The 17,404-nt window shown below is 59.3% G+C and carries 15 protein-coding genes; all 15 read right to left on the reverse strand.

All coding sequences use genetic code 11. From position 1 onward, the window contains the following. Nucleotides 1–72 precede the first annotated feature (72 nt). The 15 genes from PG5_RS24970 to pyrH all read right to left on the reverse strand — a co-directional run bounded on the left by PG5_RS24970 (nucleotide 73) and on the right by pyrH (nucleotide 17,356). The gene (locus PG5_RS24970) at nucleotides 73–1,020 is read right to left on the reverse strand and encodes an acetyl-CoA carboxylase carboxyltransferase subunit alpha (protein WP_008057327.1); all 948 of its coding nucleotides are present in this window, start codon (nucleotides 1,018–1,020) and stop codon (nucleotides 73–75) included. 140 nt (nucleotides 1,021–1,160) lie between these two features. Next, nucleotides 1,161–4,682, reverse strand: coding sequence for a DNA polymerase III subunit alpha (dnaE, locus tag PG5_RS24975; RefSeq protein WP_020799856.1), 3,522 nt, complete (start codon nucleotides 4,680–4,682; stop codon nucleotides 1,161–1,163). Between the two features lie 71 nt (nucleotides 4,683–4,753). Then, nucleotides 4,754–5,386 (reverse strand): ribonuclease HII, encoded by a 633-nt coding sequence (gene rnhB / locus PG5_RS24980; RefSeq protein WP_020799857.1) that lies wholly within the window; start codon nucleotides 5,384–5,386, stop codon nucleotides 4,754–4,756. 11 nt (nucleotides 5,387–5,397) lie between these two features. Beyond that, complete coding sequence (gene lpxB / locus PG5_RS24985; RefSeq protein WP_020799858.1) at nucleotides 5,398–6,528, reverse strand: lipid-A-disaccharide synthase; 1,131 nt, start codon at nucleotides 6,526–6,528, stop codon at nucleotides 5,398–5,400. A 2-nt stretch (nucleotides 6,529–6,530) separates the two neighbouring features. Further along, nucleotides 6,531–7,307, reverse strand: a complete 777-nt coding sequence (lpxA, locus tag PG5_RS24990; RefSeq protein ID WP_020799859.1) for an acyl-ACP--UDP-N-acetylglucosamine O-acyltransferase — start codon at nucleotides 7,305–7,307, stop codon at nucleotides 6,531–6,533. After that, a complete protein-coding gene (gene fabZ, locus PG5_RS24995; RefSeq protein ID WP_007940511.1) occupies nucleotides 7,304–7,744 on the reverse strand; it encodes a 3-hydroxyacyl-ACP dehydratase FabZ in 441 nt (146 codons plus the stop codon). The genes lpxA and fabZ overlap by 4 nt, the downstream gene beginning before the upstream one ends. A gap of 108 nt (nucleotides 7,745–7,852) precedes the next feature. Further along, nucleotides 7,853–8,908, reverse strand: coding sequence for a UDP-3-O-(3-hydroxymyristoyl)glucosamine N-acyltransferase (gene lpxD, locus PG5_RS25000; RefSeq protein ID WP_020799860.1), 1,056 nt, complete (start codon nucleotides 8,906–8,908; stop codon nucleotides 7,853–7,855). 3 nt (nucleotides 8,909–8,911) lie between these two features. Beyond that, a complete protein-coding gene (locus PG5_RS25005; RefSeq protein WP_008057318.1) occupies nucleotides 8,912–9,415 on the reverse strand; it encodes an OmpH family outer membrane protein in 504 nt (167 codons plus the stop codon). Between the two features lie 45 nt (nucleotides 9,416–9,460). After that, nucleotides 9,461–11,836, reverse strand: a complete 2,376-nt coding sequence (gene bamA / locus PG5_RS25010; RefSeq protein WP_020799861.1) for an outer membrane protein assembly factor BamA — start codon at nucleotides 11,834–11,836, stop codon at nucleotides 9,461–9,463. A 72-nt stretch (nucleotides 11,837–11,908) separates the two neighbouring features. Then, nucleotides 11,909–13,261 carry an RIP metalloprotease RseP gene (rseP, locus tag PG5_RS25015; protein ID WP_042955726.1) on the reverse strand — a complete coding sequence of 451 codons (1,353 nt, stop codon included), beginning with the start codon at nucleotides 13,259–13,261 and terminating at the stop codon, nucleotides 11,909–11,911. A gap of 35 nt (nucleotides 13,262–13,296) precedes the next feature. Next, a complete protein-coding gene (ispC, locus tag PG5_RS25020) occupies nucleotides 13,297–14,487 on the reverse strand; it encodes a 1-deoxy-D-xylulose-5-phosphate reductoisomerase (protein WP_020799863.1) in 1,191 nt (396 codons plus the stop codon). Next, entirely contained in the window at nucleotides 14,484–15,290 is an 807-nt protein-coding gene (locus PG5_RS25025; protein ID WP_020799864.1) for a phosphatidate cytidylyltransferase, read from the reverse strand. Before PG5_RS25025 ends, ispC begins: the two co-directional genes overlap by 4 nt. Beyond that, complete coding sequence (uppS, locus tag PG5_RS25030) at nucleotides 15,290–16,045, reverse strand: polyprenyl diphosphate synthase (protein WP_020799865.1); 756 nt, start codon at nucleotides 16,043–16,045, stop codon at nucleotides 15,290–15,292. The genes PG5_RS25025 and uppS overlap by 1 nt, the downstream gene beginning before the upstream one ends. Before the next feature lie 13 nt (nucleotides 16,046–16,058). Next, nucleotides 16,059–16,616, reverse strand: a complete 558-nt coding sequence (gene frr / locus PG5_RS25035; protein ID WP_008057309.1) for a ribosome recycling factor — start codon at nucleotides 16,614–16,616, stop codon at nucleotides 16,059–16,061. Beyond that, nucleotides 16,613–17,356, reverse strand: coding sequence for a UMP kinase (gene pyrH, locus PG5_RS25040; protein WP_003222124.1), 744 nt, complete (start codon nucleotides 17,354–17,356; stop codon nucleotides 16,613–16,615). Before pyrH ends, frr begins: the two co-directional genes overlap by 4 nt. Nucleotides 17,357–17,404 lie beyond the last annotated feature (48 nt).

The following is a 17,404-nucleotide window of genomic DNA, read 5'->3' on the forward strand; positions in this document are numbered from 1 at the left end:
TTTTGATCTTGAAAAAGCAAGATCAAAAGATCGCAGCCTGCGGCAGCTCCTACAAGGGTACCGCGAGGTCTGTTACAGACCGTAGCTCATCAGACGCTCGTAACGACGATCCAACAGCGCCTTGTGGTCGAGCTTCTTCAGCATCGCCAGTTGCGTGCTCAGCTCGGCACGGATCGATGCAGCCGCAGCCGCCGGGTCACGGTGAGCGCCACCCAGGGGCTCGCCGATCACTTTATCCACGATACCCAGGCCTTTGAGGCGCTCGGCGGTGATGCCCATGGCTTCAGCGGCGTCCGGGGCTTTCTCGGCGGTTTTCCACAGGATCGATGCGCAACCTTCCGGCGAGATCACCGCGTAGGTCGAGTACTGCAGCATGTTCAGCTGATCGCAAACACCGATCGCCAGCGCACCACCGGAACCACCCTCACCGATCACGGTGGCGATGATTGGGGTTTTCAGGCGCGCCATCACGCGCAGGTTCCAGGCAATCGCTTCGCTCTGGTTACGCTCTTCGGCGTCGATGCCGGGGTAGGCGCCCGGGGTGTCGATGAAGGTCAGGATCGGCATCTTGAAACGCTCGGCCATTTCCATCAGGCGGCAAGCCTTGCGGTAGCCTTCCGGACGCGGCATGCCGAAGTTACGGCGAACTTTTTCGCGTACTTCGCGGCCTTTCTGGTGGCCGATGACCATCACAGGCTGGTCCTCCAGACGGGCAATACCACCGACGATGGCGGCGTCGTCGGAGAAGTGGCGGTCGCCGTGCAGCTCATCGAACTCGGTGAAGATGTGTTCGATGTAGTCCAGGGTATATGGACGCTTCGGGTGACGCGCCAGACGCGCGATCTGCCAGCTGGTCAGCTTGCCGAAGATGTCTTCGGTCAACGTGCTGCTCTTGTCTTGCAGGCGGGAGATCTCATCGCCGATATTCAGCGAATTGTCATTACCGACCAAGCGCAACTCTTCGATCTTGGCTTGCAGGTCGGCGATCGGCTGTTCGAAATCCAGAAAATTCGGGTTCATAGGCGTCCGTCTTGGGTCGGCGTCCAAGGGAGCTTGGGCCGGCCGGTTGTCTATTCGCGCCCTACCATAAGGGAGAGGCGCGCTAAGGTCGAGATTAAAAATTCTGCTCAAGCCCAGGGTTGCGTAATGTCACCCTGACCTTAACGGTATTGGAGGAAGACGTTGTCTCGCCCGAACTGGTCACGCAGGGCTTGAATCAACGCATCCGCCGGGTCGATTCGCCAGCCTTCGCCGAACTGCAGCAAGGCTTTCGCATCGGGACTGGTGTAGTCCATGGTAATCGGGCACGCACCGCGGTGACGCTTCAACAGCTCACCCAGCCAGCGTAGCTGATCGCCCTTGAGATCCTTGGCATGCAGCTTCAGGCGCAGGCTCTCGGCCAGGTTGGTGCGCGCATCTTCCATGCTCATCACCCGCTTGACCCGTAACCGCAGGCCGCCGGAGAAGTCGTCGTTGCTGACTTCGCCTTCGACCACCACCATCGCATCGGTCTGCAACAGCGATTGCGCGGAATGGAACGCATCGGCGAACAGCGAGGCTTCGATCCGCCCCGAACGGTCGTCGAGGGTGATGAAGCCCATCTTGTCGCCCTTTTTATTCTTCATCACCCGCAGGGCGATGATCATGCCGGCAACGGTCTGGGTATCGCGCGCCGGCTTGAGGTCGATGATGCGCTGGCGGGCGAAACGGCGGATTTCGCCTTCGTATTCGTCGATCGGGTGACCGGTCAGGTACAGGCCCAGGGTGTCTTTCTCGCCCTTGAGACGTTCCTTGAGGGTCAGTTCCTTGGCTTTGCGATGATTGGCGTAGACGTCAGCGTCTTCTTCCACGAACAGCCCGCCAAACAGGTCGGCATGGCCGCTGTCGTGGGTCCGGGCAGTTTGCTCGGCGGCCTTGATTGCCTCTTCCATCGCGGTCAGCAAGACCGCGCGGTTACGGTCGATATTGGCCTGGTAGGCTTTGGCTTCGTCATGGAAGTACGGCCCCAGGCGATCCAGCGCACCGCTGCGGATCAAGCCGTCGAGGGTCCGTTTGTTGATGCGCTTGAGGTCAACCCGGGCGCAAAAATCGAACAGGTCCTTGAAGGGACCGTCCAGCCGCGCCTCGGTGATCGCCTCTACCGGGCCCTCGCCCACCCCCTTGATTGCGCCCAGGCCATAGATGATCCGACCTTCGTCGTTTACCGTGAACTTGAACTCGGAAGTGTTCACGTCCGGCGCGTCGAGACGCAGCTTCATCGTGCGCACTTCTTCGATCAAGGTCACGACCTTGTCGGTGTTGTGCATGTCCGCCGAGAGCACTGCGGCCATGAACGGTGCCGGGTAGTGCGCTTTCAGCCACGCGGTCTGGTATGACACCAGGCCATAGGCCGCGGAGTGGGATTTGTTGAAGCCATAACCGGCGAATTTTTCTACCAGGTCGAAAATGTTACCGGCAAGGTCCGCATCGATGTTGTTGGTGGCACAACCTTCAATGAAACCGCCGCGCTGCTTGGCCATTTCCTCGGGCTTTTTCTTACCCATCGCCCGACGCAGCATGTCCGCACCGCCGAGGGTGTAGCCGGCCATGACCTGGGCGATCTGCATCACCTGTTCCTGATACAGGATGATGCCGTAGGTCGGGGCCAATACGGGCTTGAGGCCTTCGTACTGATAGTCGGAGTGCGGGTACGCCAGCTCGGCGCGACCGTGCTTACGGTTGATGAAGTCGTCCACCATGCCCGATTGCAGCGGGCCCGGACGGAACAGGGCCACCAATGCGATAAGGTCTTCGAGGCAGTCGGGCTTGAGCTTTTTGATCAGCTCTTTCATGCCGCGCGATTCAAGCTGGAACACCGCGGTGGTTTCAGCTTTTTGCAGCAGCTGATAGGTCGGTTTGTCGTCCAGCGGGATGAACGCAATGTCCAGCGGCGGTTCGTTGACCTTGGCGCGGTCGCGGTTGATGGTCTTCAGCGCCCAGTCGATGATCGTCAGGGTTCGTAGGCCGAGGAAGTCGAACTTCACCAGGCCGGCCGCCTCCACGTCGTCCTTGTCGAACTGGGTTACCAGGCCATCGCCGGCTTCGTCGCAATAGATCGGCGAGAAGTCCGTCAGTTTGGTCGGCGCGATCACCACGCCACCGGCGTGCTTGCCGACGTTTCGCACAACGCCTTCAAGTTTGCGGGCCATCTCCCAGATTTCTGCGGCTTCTTCATCGACCTTGATGAAGTCACGCAGGATCTCTTCCTGTTCGTAGGCCTTTTCCAGGGTCATGCCAACTTCGAACGGGATCATCTTCGACAGGCGATCCGCCAGGCCGTAGGACTTGCCCTGCACCCGCGCCACGTCACGGACCACCGCTTTCGCCGCCATGGAACCGAAGGTGATGATCTGGCTTACGGCGTTACGGCCGTATTTTTCAGCCACGTAGTCGATCACCCGGTCGCGACCGTCCATGCAGAAGTCGACGTCGAAGTCGGGCATGGAGACCCGTTCCGGGTTAAGGAAACGTTCGAACAGCAGGTCATATTCCAGCGGGTCGAGGTCGGTGATCTTCTGCACGTAGGCCACCAGCGAGCCGGCACCCGACCCCCGGCCGGGGCCTACCGGCACGCCGTTGTTCTTGGCCCACTGGATAAAGTCCATCACGATCAGGAAGTAACCGGGGAAGCCCATCTGGATGATGATATCCAGCTCGAAATTCAACCGGTCGACGTAGACCTGACGCTTGGCCTCATAGTCTTCGGTGGTGTCCTTGGGCAGCAGGACGGAGAGCCGCTCTTCCAGGCCATCGAACGAAACTTTGCGGAAATACTCATCGATGGTCATGCCATCGGGGATTGGGAAATTGGGCAGGAAGTGCGTGCCCAGCTTGACCTCGATGTTGCAGCGCTTGGCGATCTCGACGGTGTTTTCCAGCGCCTCGGGAATGTCGCTGAACAGCTCGGCCATTTCCTCGGCGCTTTTGAGATACTGCTGATCGCTGTAGTTCTTCGATCGTCGCGGGTCGTCGAGGGCACGGCCCTCGCCGATGCACACGCGGGTTTCGTGGGCGGCGAAATCTTCCTGTTTGAGGAAACGCACGTCGTTGGTCGCGACCAGCGGTGCGCCGATTTTCTCGGCCAACGCCACGGCGCCATGCAGTTGTTCTTCATCGTTGGGGCGGTTGGTGCGCTGGATTTCCAGATAGAAGCGATCCGGAAACACGGCCATCCATTCACGCGCCAGGTTTTCCGCTTCTTGCGGGTTACCACTGAGCATGGCCTGGCCGATCTCGCCCTCTTTGGCCGCAGACAGCATGATCAGGCCATCGCTGGCCTCGGCCACCCATTCGCGCTCAATGATGATCGAGCCATTGCGCTGACCCTCGATGAACCCGCGAGAAATCAATTCGGTGAGGTTGCGATAACCCGCGGCGTTCATCACCAGCAGGCTGATCCGGCTCAGGGGGTTATCCGGGTCCTTGTTCGACAGCCACAGATCAGCGCCGCAGATCGGCTTGATCCCGGCACCCATGGCGTTTTTATAGAATTTGACCAGGGAACACATGTTGTTCTGGTCAGTGACCGCTACGGCAGGCATGTTCATGCCGACCAGGGTCTTGACCAGCGGTTTGATCCGCACCAGACCGTCGACCAGGGAGTATTCAGTGTGCAGGCGTAGGTGAACGAATGAAGCCGGCATAGTGATCCTGCGTTAAGTCATGAAAACAACAAGGCCCGGATTGTACCGGGCCTTGGTAAAAAAAATCAGCCTTACAACCAACTCTCGATGAGACTCTCCCGAGCCTCATAAGCCAGCCGCACCGGGGCAAAGGAGCGTCGGTGAATCGGCGTCGGGCCCAGACGAGCCAGCGCTTCCAGATGAACGGGCGTCGGGTAGCCTTTGTGTCCGCCGATGCCGTAACCGGGGTAGATCAACTCGAAAGCCGCCATTTCACGGTCACGACTGACCTTGGCCAGAATCGATGCCGCGGCGATGGCCGGTACCTTGCCATCGCCCTGCACCACGGCTTCGGCGCGCATCGGTAATTTCGGGCAACGGTTGCCGTCGATCATCGCCAGTTTCGGCTGGATGTGCAGCCCGGCAACCGCGCGCTGCATGGCCAGCATGGTGGCGTGAAGGATGTTCAGCTCGTCGATCTCTTCGACTTCGGCGCGGGCAATGCACCAGCTCAGGGCTTTTTCGCAGATTTCGTCGAAGAGCTTTTCGCGGCGGGCTTCGGTGAGTTTCTTCGAGTCGTTGAGACCGAGGATCGGACGATTCGGATCAAGGATCACCGCCGCCGTCACCACCGCGCCACAGAGCGGCCCGCGACCGACTTCATCGACTCCGGCTACCAATTCTTCAACCTCCGCGACCAAGGTGAAATCCAGCCCCATCTGCATACTTTCTTTACTCATTTTACCGGGTCGATCAGGTTCAGCACTGCATCCGCAGCCTGGTTGGAGGCATCCAGACGAAGGGTCCGGTGAATTTCATCAAAACCGCGGGTTTGCTCTTCACCACCTTCGATCAGTGGCGACAAGGTTTGGGCCAGCGCTTCAACTGTCGCATCGTCCTGCAACAACTCAGGCACCAACAGGCGTTGGGCCAGCAGGTTCGGCAAGGACACGTAGGGGCTTTTCACCATGCGCTTTAGAATCCAGAACGTCAGCGGTGCCAGGCGATAGGCTACGACCATCGGTCGCTTGTACAACAACGCTTCAAGGGTTGCTGTACCGGAGGCAATCAGCACAGCGTTGCACGCCGCCAGCGCCAGATGGGACTTGCCGTCGAGCAAGGTCAGCGGCAAATCGCGACCGGCCAACAGCTCTTCAAGCTGTGCCCGGCGTTGCGGATTCGCGCAAGGCACGACAAACCGCACTCCGGGGCGCAGGGCCCGCAGGCGTTGGGCCGTATCGAGAAACAAGGCGCCGAGACGGCCGACTTCGCCGCCACGACTACCGGGCATCAACGCAACCAACGGCCCGTCAGGCAATCCCAGTTCGGCCCGCGCAGCAGCGCGGTCGGCTTCCAGCGGAATGGCATCGGCCAAGGTATGCCCGACAAACCGCACGGGCACGCCTTTCTCTTCGTAGAATTTCGCTTCGAACGGGAACAGCGTGAGCATCAGGTCGCAACCTTCGCGAATCTTCAGCACGCGCTTCTGGCGCCACGCCCAGACGGACGGGCTGACGTAATGCACAGTCTTGATCCCGGCCTGACGCAGCTTTAGTTCGATATTGAGGTTGAAGTCCGGGGCGTCGATACCGATGAAGACATCCGGCTTCGCGGCGATCAGGTCGGCTACCAGCTTTTTTCGGCGTTTGAGTAATTCACGCAACCGACCCAGCACTTCGACAAGGCCCATGACCGACAGGCGTTCCATGGGAAAATAGGACACCAGGCCTTCTGCCTGCATCAATGGGCCGCCGACACCGATGAATTCGACCACCGGATGGCGCGCCTTGAGCGCACGCATCAGACCCGCACCCAAAATGTCGCCGGAAGCCTCGCCCGCCACCAGCGCAATACGCAGATTGGCCATGATTAGCGGGTGATGCCGCGGGTCGAGGACTGTATGGAGTCGCGGAACACTGCCACTTCCGGGAACTGGGCAGAGGACTCGGCCAGTTCGGCGAGCGCTTGCTCAACCGTCAGCCCCTGGCGATAGACCACCTTGTAGGCACGACGCAGGGCGTGGATCGCGTCCTCGCTGAAACCGCGACGGCGCATGCCTTCAAAGTTCATGCTACGGGCTTCAGCCGGGTTGCCGAACACCGTGACATAGGCCGGGACGTCCTTGCCAATGGCGGTCCCCATGCCGGAAAAGCTGTGGGCGCCGATGTGGCAGTACTGGTGAACCAGGGTGAAACCGGACAGGATCGCCCAGTCATCCACGTGTACGTGGCCGGCCAGCGCCGTGTTGTTGACCAGGATGCAGTGGTTGCCGATAACGCTGTCGTGACCGATGTGCGCATAGGCCATGATCAGGTTGTGATCGCCCAGAGTCGTTTCTGAACGATCCTGGATGGTTCCACGGTGAATCGTCACGCCTTCGCGGATGACGTTGTGGTCACCGATCACCAGGCGGGTTTCCTCGCCTTTGTATTTCAGGTCGGGCGTGTCCTCACCTACCGAGGAAAACTGGTAGATACGGTTGTGCTTACCGATTCGGGTCGGGCCTTTGAGAATAACGTGTGGCCCGATGACCGTTCCCTCGCCGATTTCCACACCTGCGCCGACGATCGACCACGGGCCGACCTCGACACCGTCAGCCAGGACGGCTGTCGGATCGATGATTGCGCGAGGGTCGATCAAACTCATAGTTTGCGTTCCGCACAGATGATTTCAGCGGAGCAGACCGGCTTGCCATCGACCGAAGCCTGGCACTCGAACTTCCAGATCTGACGCTTGCAGCTGATGAACTTGGCCTCGAGGATCAGCTGATCGCCCGGCAATACAGGCTGGCGGAAGCGCAGCTTGTCGGAGCCGACGAAGTAGTAAAGGGTGCCATCGGCCGGTTTCACGTCGAGCATTTTGAAACCAAGGATCCCGGCAGCCTGAGCCATCGCTTCGATGATCAGAACGCCCGGCATGATTGGATGCGCGGGGAAGTGACCATTGAAGAACGGTTCGTTGATGCTGACATTCTTGTAGGCGCGAATGCGCTTGCCTTCCACATCCAGATCCACGACCCGGTCCACCAGCAGGAACGGGTAACGGTGAGGCAGGTATTCGCGAATCTCGTTGATGTCCATCATTTCGGGGGGAAGCCTATGTAAAGATTGGGAGCGCGCGACTGACGCACACTCCGCTAGCAAATCAAGGACGCAGTCTAGCGGCTGTGCACACTTGATATGGAAATGGTATCAGCCATCTGATGAAGCATTACCGCCAGGGGTCACTTCCCCTGTTTGCTTTTCCAGCTGTCGCAGACGTCGCGCGATGTCATCGAGCTGACGAATACGTGCCGCGCTTTTGCGCCATTCGGCGGCTGGCTGCATCGCCGTACCGGAGGAATAGGCACCCGGCTCGGTGATCGAGTGGGTCACCATGGTCATCCCGGTGATGAAAACGTTGTCGCAAATATCGATATGCCCCACCAGCCCTACGCCACCGGCGAGCATGCAGTGCTTGCCGATCTTGGTGCTGCCGGAAATACCCACGCACGCCGCCATGGCGGTGTGATCACCTACCTGGACGTTGTGGGCGATCTGAATCTGGTTGTCGAGCTTCACGCCGTTGCCAATGACGGTATCAGCCAGCGCACCGCGGTCAATGGCGGTGTTAACGCCAATTTCCACGTCGTCGCCGACCAGCACACCACCAATCTGGGCGATTTTTTGCCAAATGCCTTTCTCGTTGGCAAAGCCAAAGCCTTCACCACCAAGCACTGCACCTGACTGAATCACCACCCGCTTGCCGACGCGCACGTCGTGATACAGCGTGACGCGCGGGGCAAGCCAGCCTCCCTCGCCAATAACGCTACGGGCACCGATGAAGCAGTGCGCCCCCACGCTCGTACCGGCAGCAATATGCGCCCCGCTTTCGATGACCGCAAATGCACCGATACTCGCCGTCGGATCGACCACCGCATCCGCCGCAATCACCGCCGTCGGATGAATTCCGGCCGCCGCCTTGGGCTTTGGGTCGAACAGGTGGGAAATACGCGCGTACGCTGCGTAAGGGTCAGGCACCACCAATACATCGCCGGCAAAACCTTCGGCATCAGCGGTCTTGAGCAACAACGCTGCCGCCTGACTGCCTGCCAGGTATTTGCGGTATTGGGGGTTTGCGAGAAAGCTCAACTGAGTTGGGCCAGCCTCCTGCAAGGTGGCTAGCCCAGTAATTGCTTTCTCCGGGTCGCCACGTAGCGTGGCGCCGAGGAACTCGGCCAGCTGGCCGAGCTTAATGGTCACGGTCATGGATTACTTCAGCTGATTCATGCGCTCGATGACCTGGCGCGTGATGTCGTACTGAGGCTTGACATCAATCACTGCACCACGCTCGAAGACCAGGTCAAAAGCACCTTTCTTGATGACTTCTTCCACAGCGCTGTCCAGTTTCGGCTTGAGCTGCTTCAGCATTTCACGGTCGGCAACGGCTTTGGCTTCGTTCAGTTCCTTGGACTGGAACTGGAAGTCACGCGCCTTTTGCTTGAACTCAAGCTCCAGACGCTCACGCTCGCCTTGCTGCATTTTGTCGCCACCGGCCATCAGGCGATCCTGGATGCCCTTGGCGCTGCTTTCCAGCGTCTTGAGCTTGCTCAGCTGAGGGCCGAATTTCTTCTCGGCATCCACGGCGTATTTCTTGGCCGCATCCGACTCCAGCAGAGCCATCTGATAGTTCAGAACAGCGATTTTCATGTCGGCAAATGCCGGGCCTGCAACCAGTACGGAAGCCAGGAGAACCAATTGAGTCAACTTACGCACGATGCACTCCTACAAAATCCATTGTCGTTATCTTGGGGCAGACGCTTAGAACGTCTGGCCGAGGGAGAATTGGAACACTTGAGTTTCAGCGTCATCCGGTTTCTTGACTGGCATGGCCAGCGCAAAGCTCAGAGGACCCAGTGCGGTGACCCAGGTCACACCCACACCGACGGAACTGGCCATATTGCTCAGACTGATGTCGTTGCACTTGGTGTTGGACTTCGTGCCATCAGCGTTGGTGGTATCAGAGCACGACGAATCGAATACGTTACCCACATCCCAGAATACCGAAGTACGCAGGGAACGCTGGTCCTTGACGAACGGCAGCGGGAACAGAACTTCCACACCACCCTGGATCAACACGTTACCACCGAACGGCAGCGGATCCTGGTCCGGGTCGAACGCAGTGCCAGGGTTCTTGCCGGTACTTGGCGTACTGCGAGGACCCAAGGTGCTGTCCTTGAAGCCACGAACCGAGTTGAAACCACCAGCATAGTAGTTTTCATAGAATGGCAAGCCATCGGTCGAACCGTAGCCATCGCCATAACCCAACTCGGTGTGCAGGCGCATGGTGTAGTTGTCGCTCAAAGGCTGGAACAGTTGGCCACGGTAATCGAGCTTGAAGAACGACAGGTCGCTGCCCGGCGTAGTGGTTTCCAGCACGAGGCTCTGGGAATGGCCACGCGTCGCCAGTACACCCTTGTTCAAGGTGGACTCGGACCAACCGGCCGAAGCCTTGAAGTTCAGGTACTTGTCGCCTTCCTTGTTAACGAAGTCGAAAATCTCGTCAACGGTATAGACACCGGTCTTGATCTCGTCCTGCTGGGCCGTCAGGCCGAAGGTCAGGCGCGAAGTCTCGCTGATCGGGTAGCCGACGCTCACGCCTGCACCCAGGCTGTCCACGGCATAGCTGGCAACGTCGACGTCGAGGTCATCGTAGTCAGTTGTACGATAGAAAGCGTTGTAACCTAGGCTCACGCCGTCGGCAGTCCAGTAGGGGTCGACATAACCGAAGTTGTAGCGACTCTGGTATTCACTGCGGGTCAGGCCGATGCTGACCTTGTTACCGGTACCCAGGAAGTTGTTCTGGGTGATCGAACCACCGAGGATCAGGCCCGCGCTCTGGGCGAAACCGACGCTGGCGGTGATCGAGCCGGATGCCTGCTCTTCAACGCTGTAGTTGACGTCTACCTGGTCATCGACACCCGGTACGGCCGGGGTTTCAACGTTGACTTCCTTGAAGAAGCCCAGGCGCTCCAGACGAGTCTTGGATTGGTCGATCAGGTAAGTCGACGCCCAGCCACCTTCCATCTGGCGCATTTCACGGCGCAGTACTTCGTCTTCCGACTTGGTGTTGCCACGGAAGTTGATGCGGTTCACGTAGGCACGCTTGCCTGGATCGACAGCGAAGGTGATGTCTACGGTGTGGTCGTCATCGTGGGGCTGAGGAACCCCGTTGACGTTGGCGAAGGTGTAGCCCTCGTTACCCAGGCGACGGGTGATCAGCTCGGACGTGGTGGTCATCAGCTTGCGCGAGAACACCTGGCCTTTCTGCACCAGCAACAGGGACTTGACCTGGTCTTCAGGGACTTTCAGGTCACCGCTGAGTTTCACGTCACGAACGGTGTACTTGTCACCTTCGTTGATGTTGACGGTGATGTAGACGTGCTTCTTGTCCGGGGTAATGGACACCTGGGTCGAAGCGATATCCATGTTGATGTAGCCACGGTCCAGGTAGTAGGAACGCAGGCGCTCCAGGTCACCGGAGAGTTTTTCACGGGCGTACTTGTCATCGTTCTTGAAGAACGACAGCCAGTTGGTGGTCTTGAGTTCGAACAGGTCGATCAGGTCTTCATCAGGGAAGACCGTGTTGCCTACCACGTTGATGTGCTGGATAGCTGCAACGGTGCCTTCGTTGATGTTGACCTTCAAACCAACGCGGTTGCGCGGCTGCGGCACCACTTCGGTGTCGACGGTAGCGGAGTAGCGACCCTGGGCGACGTACTGGCGCTGCAGTTCGTTACGTACGCCTTCGAGGGTGGCGCGCTGGAAGATCTCGCCTTCGGCCAGACCGGATTGCTTGAGGCCTTTCATCAGGTCTTCGGTGGAGATCGCCTTGTTGCCCTCGATCTCGATACTGGCAACCGACGGACGTTCGACTACCGTGATGACCAGGACGTTGCCATCGCGGCCCAGTTGGATATCTTGAAAGAACCCGGTTTTGAACAGCGCACGAGTGGATTCCACCAGGCGTCGATCATCCGCCTGTTCACCGACGTTCAACGGCAAAGCACCAAAGACGCTACCCGCGGAGACCCGCTGGAGGCCATTGACGCGAATATCAGAGATAGTGAAGGACTCGGCGTGAACTTCGGCGATCATCAATACGGTGAGAACCGCAGTTAGCAGCAGACGTTTCATGAAGTCCTTTCTTATTCCAACTGGCAATAAACAAACTGCCGCAAAATGCGGCAGATTCGCAATTCAGCGACGTTACAGACGGCCCAGATCATTAACCAGAGCGAGCAACATCACTCCGATTACCAAACTGATGCCAATCTGTATCCCCCAACCTTGCACCCGATCCGACAAGGGACGACCACGCGCCCACTCAATCAGATAAAACAACAAATGCCCCCCATCCAGCACAGGAATGGGCAGCAGATTCAGAACCCCCAGGCTAATACTCAGATAAGCAAGGAAATTCAGGAAATCAGCGACGCCCGACTGGGCCGAAGCGCCCGCCACTTTAGCAATGGTTATCGGTCCACTCAAGTTTTTTACCGAGAGCTCGCCGAACAACATTTTCTTCAGCGAATCCAGGGTCAGCAGGCTCATCGTCCAAGTGCGTCGAGCCCCCTCCCCCACGGCTGCCAACGGCCCGTAACTGACTTCGCGAATCATCTCTGGTGGCCAATCGACCGCTTTCACCCCCGCCCCAAGGTAACCGGTGGGCGCCTTGCTTTCGCCACGGGCAGCCAACATCACGGGGATGTCGATTTGAGCACCGTCACGCTCGACCCGCAGCATGATTTTGGTATCAGGATGCATACGGACCGTATCGACGACCTGCTGCCAGTCATCTACCGCCTTGCCATCCACTGCCAACAGTCGGTCGCCGGTCTTCAGGCCAGCAGCCTTGGCCGGACCTTTGGAATCCAGCTCAGCCAATACCGGCGGCAATGCCGGGCGCCATGGACGAATACCCAGTGAACGAATCGGGTCCGGCTCATCATCACCCTTGAGCCACTTGTCCAACACCAGCTCACGAGGCGAATCCACGGTGGATCCCTGCTCACGAACCAGCAGTTGCAGGGAGCCGCTTTCACCCAGGCGACGGACCAATTGCAGATTGACTGCAGCCCAACCTGAAGTCGGCTCGCCGTCGATGGCAATGATTTCCTGGCCGGCGCCCAGGCCCGCCTTGGCAGCAAGGCTGCCGGATTCGACAGCACCGATGACCGGGCGAACCTGCTCGGTACCGAGCATCGCCAACGCCCAGAAAAACACCATCGCCAACAAAAAGTTGGCAATCGGCCCTGCCGCCACGATCGCAATGCGCTGGCGCACCGATTTACGATTGAAGGATTGATCGAGCTGATCGGCCGGCACTTCACCTTCACGCTCGTCGAGCATTTTCACGTAGCCGCCCAGCGGAATGGCAGCCACCACGAATTCAGTGCCCTGCTTGTCGTGCCAGCGCAGCAGCGGCATGCCGAAGCCTACGGAGAAACGCAGCACCTTGACCCCACAGCGTCGCGCGACCCAGAAATGGCCGAACTCGTGGAAGGTGACCAGCACGCCCAAAGCTACCAGGGTGCCGACAATCATATAGAGCGCGCTCATTTATTTTCTCCGCATTCCTATCCAGGCCTGCAATCTTACCGCCCGTGACGACTCAACCATTGTTCGGCCAGCACACGCGCCTTGGCGTCCGCCGTGAACACCGCATCAAGATCATTCACTACAACCACCGGCTCGAGATTGAGTACTTCCTCGATGATACTCGCGATTTCCAGGTAACGAACCCGTCCGTCGAGAAAGGCCGCGACGGCGACTTCATTTGCCGCATTCAACATCGCCGGAGCGCTGTTGCCCGCCTCGGCTGCCTGCCGAGCCAGGCGCAGGCACGGGAATCGATCTTCATCAGGCGCCTGGAAGTCCAGGCGCGCGACGGCAAACAGGTCCAGCGGCGGCACGCCTGAGTCAATTCGCTCAGGCCATGCCAGCGCATTGGCGATCGGGGTTCGCATGTCCGGATTACCCAACTGGGCCAGTACCGAGCCATCGATGTAGTCGACCAGCGAATGAATCACACTTTGGGGGTGAATCACCACTTCAACCTGGGACGGCTTGGCATCGAACAGCCAGCAGGCCTCGATCAATTCAAGCCCTTTATTCATCATGCTGGCCGAATCGACCGAGATCTTGCGCCCCATGGACCAATTAGGGTGGGCGCAGGCCTGCTCCGGCGAAACATGCGCCAGCTCGGCCATGGGCGTCTGCCGGAACGGACCGCCAGAAGCGGTCAGGAGAATGCGACGCACGCCGACCGCGTCCAGGCCTCGGGCTGAATCCCGGGGCATGCATTGGAAAATCGCGTTGTGCTCACTGTCGATCGGCAGCAATACCGATCCACTCTTGCGTACGGCCTGCATGAACAACGCGCCGGACATGACCAGCGCTTCCTTGTTGGCCAGGAGGATCTTCTTGCCAGCCTCAACGGCCGCCAGGGTCGGGCGCAAGCCCGCCGCGCCGACGATGGCCGCCATGACCGCATCGACTTCAGGGGCGGCAGCAACCTGACACAACCCCTCCTCCCCCACCAGAACCCGAGTCGACAGGCCCGCGGCGCGCAGATCATCCTGCAAACGGCGGGCAGCTGCGGTTTCAGGCACTACGGCAAACTGTGGGGCGTGACGCACGCACAGCGCCAGCAGTTCGCTCAGGCGGCTGAAACCGCTCAAGGCGAAGACTTGATAGCGCCCAGGGTGGCGGGCGATGACATCCAGGGTGCTCAAACCGATCGAGCCCGTGGCCCCCAGGACGGTAATCTGTTGAGGACGGCTCACGGCGCAGCCATCCACAACAGCACTGCGAACACCGGGATCGCCGCGGTCAGGCTGTCGATGCGGTCCAGCACGCCGCCGTGCCCCGGCAACAGATTACTGCTGTCCTTGATCCCGGACTGGCGCTTGAACATGCTTTCGGTGAGATCACCCACCACCGAGACGAACACGATCAGCGCAGCGCCGATCAAGCCCTTGAACAATTGCGCCACTGTCCAGTCACGCACCAGGGCAACCAGGGTGGTGATCACCAGGCTCAGGGCCAGGCCACCGTATACACCTTCCCAGCTTTTACCCGGGCTGACCTGCGGCGCCAGCTTGCGCTTGCCGAAAGCACGTCCCGAGAAGTAAGCACCGATATCGGCACCCCAGACCAGCACCATCACCGCCATGATCAGCCAGTTGCCCAACGGGTACTGCTTGATGTGCACCAGGCCTTGCCAGGCCGGCAACAGGATCAACAGGCCGATCACCAGCTTGCAGGCAGCGCTCGCCCAATGCTCGCTGGAACGCGGGTAGGTCAGCACCAGATAGGTCGCCACCGCCCACCAGAGCACCGAAGCACCCAACACCCATGGCGCGAGGCCAGGCAGGATGTACATGACGAACAGCATCAATGCGACGGCGGCGGCATAGCCGGCACGAAACGCTTGAGCAGTGAAACCGGCCAGGCGCGCCCATTCCCAGGCACCCAGGGTCACGACCAGGCCGATGAACAGCGCAAAAGCGGAACCTTCCAGCAGAAAAAACCCACACAGGGCAATCGGCAGCAGGATCAGCGCGGTGATGATACGTTGTTTAAGCATTAAACCCGGGCTCCAGCCTCGACCTGCTCGCTCGTTTTACCGAAGCGGCGCTGGCGAGATGCGAAATCGGCCAGCGCATTGCGCATGGCGTCGTGTTTGAAGTCCGGCCAGAACAGGTCGGAGAAGTACAACTCGGCGTAGGCCAGTTGCCACAGCAGGAAGTTACTGATGCGATGTTCGCCACCGGTACGGATGCACAAGTCCGGCAATGGCAGGTCGCCTGTGGCCAGACAGGTTTGCAGCAGCTGCGGCGTGATGTCTTCCGGCCGCAGGTGCCCGGCCTGGACTTCACGCGCCAGGCGCTGCGCGGCTTGCGCGATATCCCACTGACCGCCGTAATTGGCGGCGATCTGCAGGACGAAGCGATTGGCGCCGGCCGTCATGGCTTCGGCTTCACGCATGGCAGCCTGGAGTTCCGGATGGAAGCGTGAACGGTCGCCAATGATGCGCAAGCTGATGTTGTTGTCGTTGAGGCGCTTGGCCTCTCGACGCAATGCCTTGAAGAACAGATCCATCAAGGCACTGACTTCATCGGCGGGACGCTGCCAGTTCTCACTGGAGAAGGCGAACAAGGTCAACACCTCGACCCCCGCCTCGGCGCACACCTCGATGACCGCGCGCACCGCATCCACACCCGCTTTATGCCCGGCAACACCCGGCATAAAGCGTTTTTTCGCCCAGCGATTATTACCATCCATGATGATCGCGACATGGCGCGGCACCGTGGACGGTGCAACCTGCTTGGTCTTTTCCATGAAAACGCGACCCTTATACGGCCATCAGGTCTTTTTCTTTCTGCGCCAGGTTCGCGTCGATTTGAGCCACGTACTTCTTGGTCAGATCATCGATTTCGCCGGTTGCGCGACGCTCTTCGTCTTCGCTGATTTCCTTTTCCTTGACCAGATCCTTGAGCTGGCTGTTGGCATCGCGACGGATGTTGCGCACGGCAACCCGGGCATCCTCAGCCACGTCACGCGCCTGCTTGGTGAAGCCCTTGCGGGTTTCCTCGGTCAGGGCCGGCATGGAGATCAGCAGCAACTCACCCAGGTTGGTCGGGTTGAGGTTCAGGCCGGCACTGCCGATGGCCTTGTCGACGGCGCCCAGCATGTTGCGCTCAAAGGCAACCACTTGCAGGGTACGCGCATCCTTGACGGTGATGTTCGCCACTTGCTTGATCGGGGTATCGGCACCGTAATACGGAACCATCACACCTTCCAGGATGCTTGGGTGCGCCTGGCCGGTACGAATACGACCAAAGTTGTGCGCCAGCGACTCCACGGACTTCTGCATGCGCTCTTGAGCGTCTTTCTTGATTTCGTTGATCATTGTTGGCCTTCCTCGATCAGGGTCCCTTCAGCGCCACCATGCACGATATTCAGCAGGGCGCCGGGCTTGTTCATGTTAAATACGCGCAACGGCATCTTGTGGTCGCGGCACAGGCAAATGGCCGTCAGATCCATCACGCCCAGCTTGCGATCCAGTACTTCATCGTAGGTCAGATGATCGAACTTCTCGGCATGCGGGTCCTTGAATGGGTCAGCTGTATAGACGCCATCGACCTTGGTTGCCTTGAGCACGACATCGGCGTCGATTTCAATTGCACGCAGGCAGGCAGCCGAATCCGTGGTGAAGAACGGGTTGCCGGTGCCGGCCGCGAAAATCACCACATCCTTGGAATTCAAGTGGCGCATGGCCTTGCGGCGATCGTAGTGATCGGTCACGCCAACCATGGAGATGGCCGACATCACGATGGCCGAGATATTGGCACGTTCCAGCGCATCGCGCATGGCCAAGGCGTTCATCACAGTGGCCAGCATGCCCATGTGGTCGCCCGTGACCCGGTCCATGCCCGCCTTGCTCAACGCTTCGCCGCGGAACAGGTTACCGCCGCCGATCACCAGGCCGACCTGGACACCGATGCCAACCAACTGGCCGACTTCCAGCGCCATGCGATCCAGAACTTTCGGATCGATCCCGAACTCTTCCGAGCCCATCAGGGCCTCGCCGCTAAGCTTGAGTAGAATGCGTTTATAGCGAGCCTGATAACCACTGCCCTGCTGAGCCATTGCGAATCTCTCCTGCGGCGTATTTTAAAAAATTCTTTGCGAGCTGTT

Source organism: Pseudomonas sp. G5(2012), from assembly GCF_000408945.1.
Lineage (GTDB): Bacteria > Pseudomonadota > Gammaproteobacteria > Pseudomonadales > Pseudomonadaceae > Aquipseudomonas > Aquipseudomonas umsongensis.

What these genes read in the sequence shown, in the direction of transcription:
- PG5_RS24970 (WP_008057327.1), bottom strand. Translation starts at nt 1,020, where the DNA reads ATGAACCCGAATTTTCTGGATTTCGAACAGCCGATCGCCGACCTGCAA.
- dnaE (WP_020799856.1), bottom strand. Translation starts at nt 4,682, where the DNA reads ATGCCGGCTTCATTCGTTCACCTACGCCTGCACACTGAATACTCCCTG.
- rnhB (WP_020799857.1), bottom strand. Translation starts at nt 5,386, where the DNA reads ATGCAGATGGGGCTGGATTTCACCTTGGTCGCGGAGGTTGAAGAATTG.
- lpxB (WP_020799858.1), bottom strand. Translation starts at nt 6,528, where the DNA reads ATGGCCAATCTGCGTATTGCGCTGGTGGCGGGCGAGGCTTCCGGCGAC.
- lpxA (WP_020799859.1), bottom strand. Translation starts at nt 7,307, where the DNA reads ATGAGTTTGATCGACCCTCGCGCAATCATCGATCCGACAGCCGTCCTG.
- fabZ (WP_007940511.1), bottom strand. Translation starts at nt 7,744, where the DNA reads ATGATGGACATCAACGAGATTCGCGAATACCTGCCTCACCGTTACCCG.
- lpxD (WP_020799860.1), bottom strand. Translation starts at nt 8,908, where the DNA reads ATGACCGTGACCATTAAGCTCGGCCAGCTGGCCGAGTTCCTCGGCGCC.
- bamA (WP_020799861.1), bottom strand. Translation starts at nt 11,836, where the DNA reads ATGAAACGTCTGCTGCTAACTGCGGTTCTCACCGTATTGATGATCGCC.
- rseP (WP_042955726.1), bottom strand. Translation starts at nt 13,261, where the DNA reads ATGAGCGCGCTCTATATGATTGTCGGCACCCTGGTAGCTTTGGGCGTG.
- PG5_RS25025 (WP_020799864.1), bottom strand. Translation starts at nt 15,290, where the DNA reads ATGCTTAAACAACGTATCATCACCGCGCTGATCCTGCTGCCGATTGCC.
- uppS (WP_020799865.1), bottom strand. Translation starts at nt 16,045, where the DNA reads ATGGAAAAGACCAAGCAGGTTGCACCGTCCACGGTGCCGCGCCATGTC.
- frr (WP_008057309.1), bottom strand. Translation starts at nt 16,616, where the DNA reads ATGATCAACGAAATCAAGAAAGACGCTCAAGAGCGCATGCAGAAGTCC.
- pyrH (WP_003222124.1), bottom strand. Translation starts at nt 17,356, where the DNA reads ATGGCTCAGCAGGGCAGTGGTTATCAGGCTCGCTATAAACGCATTCTA.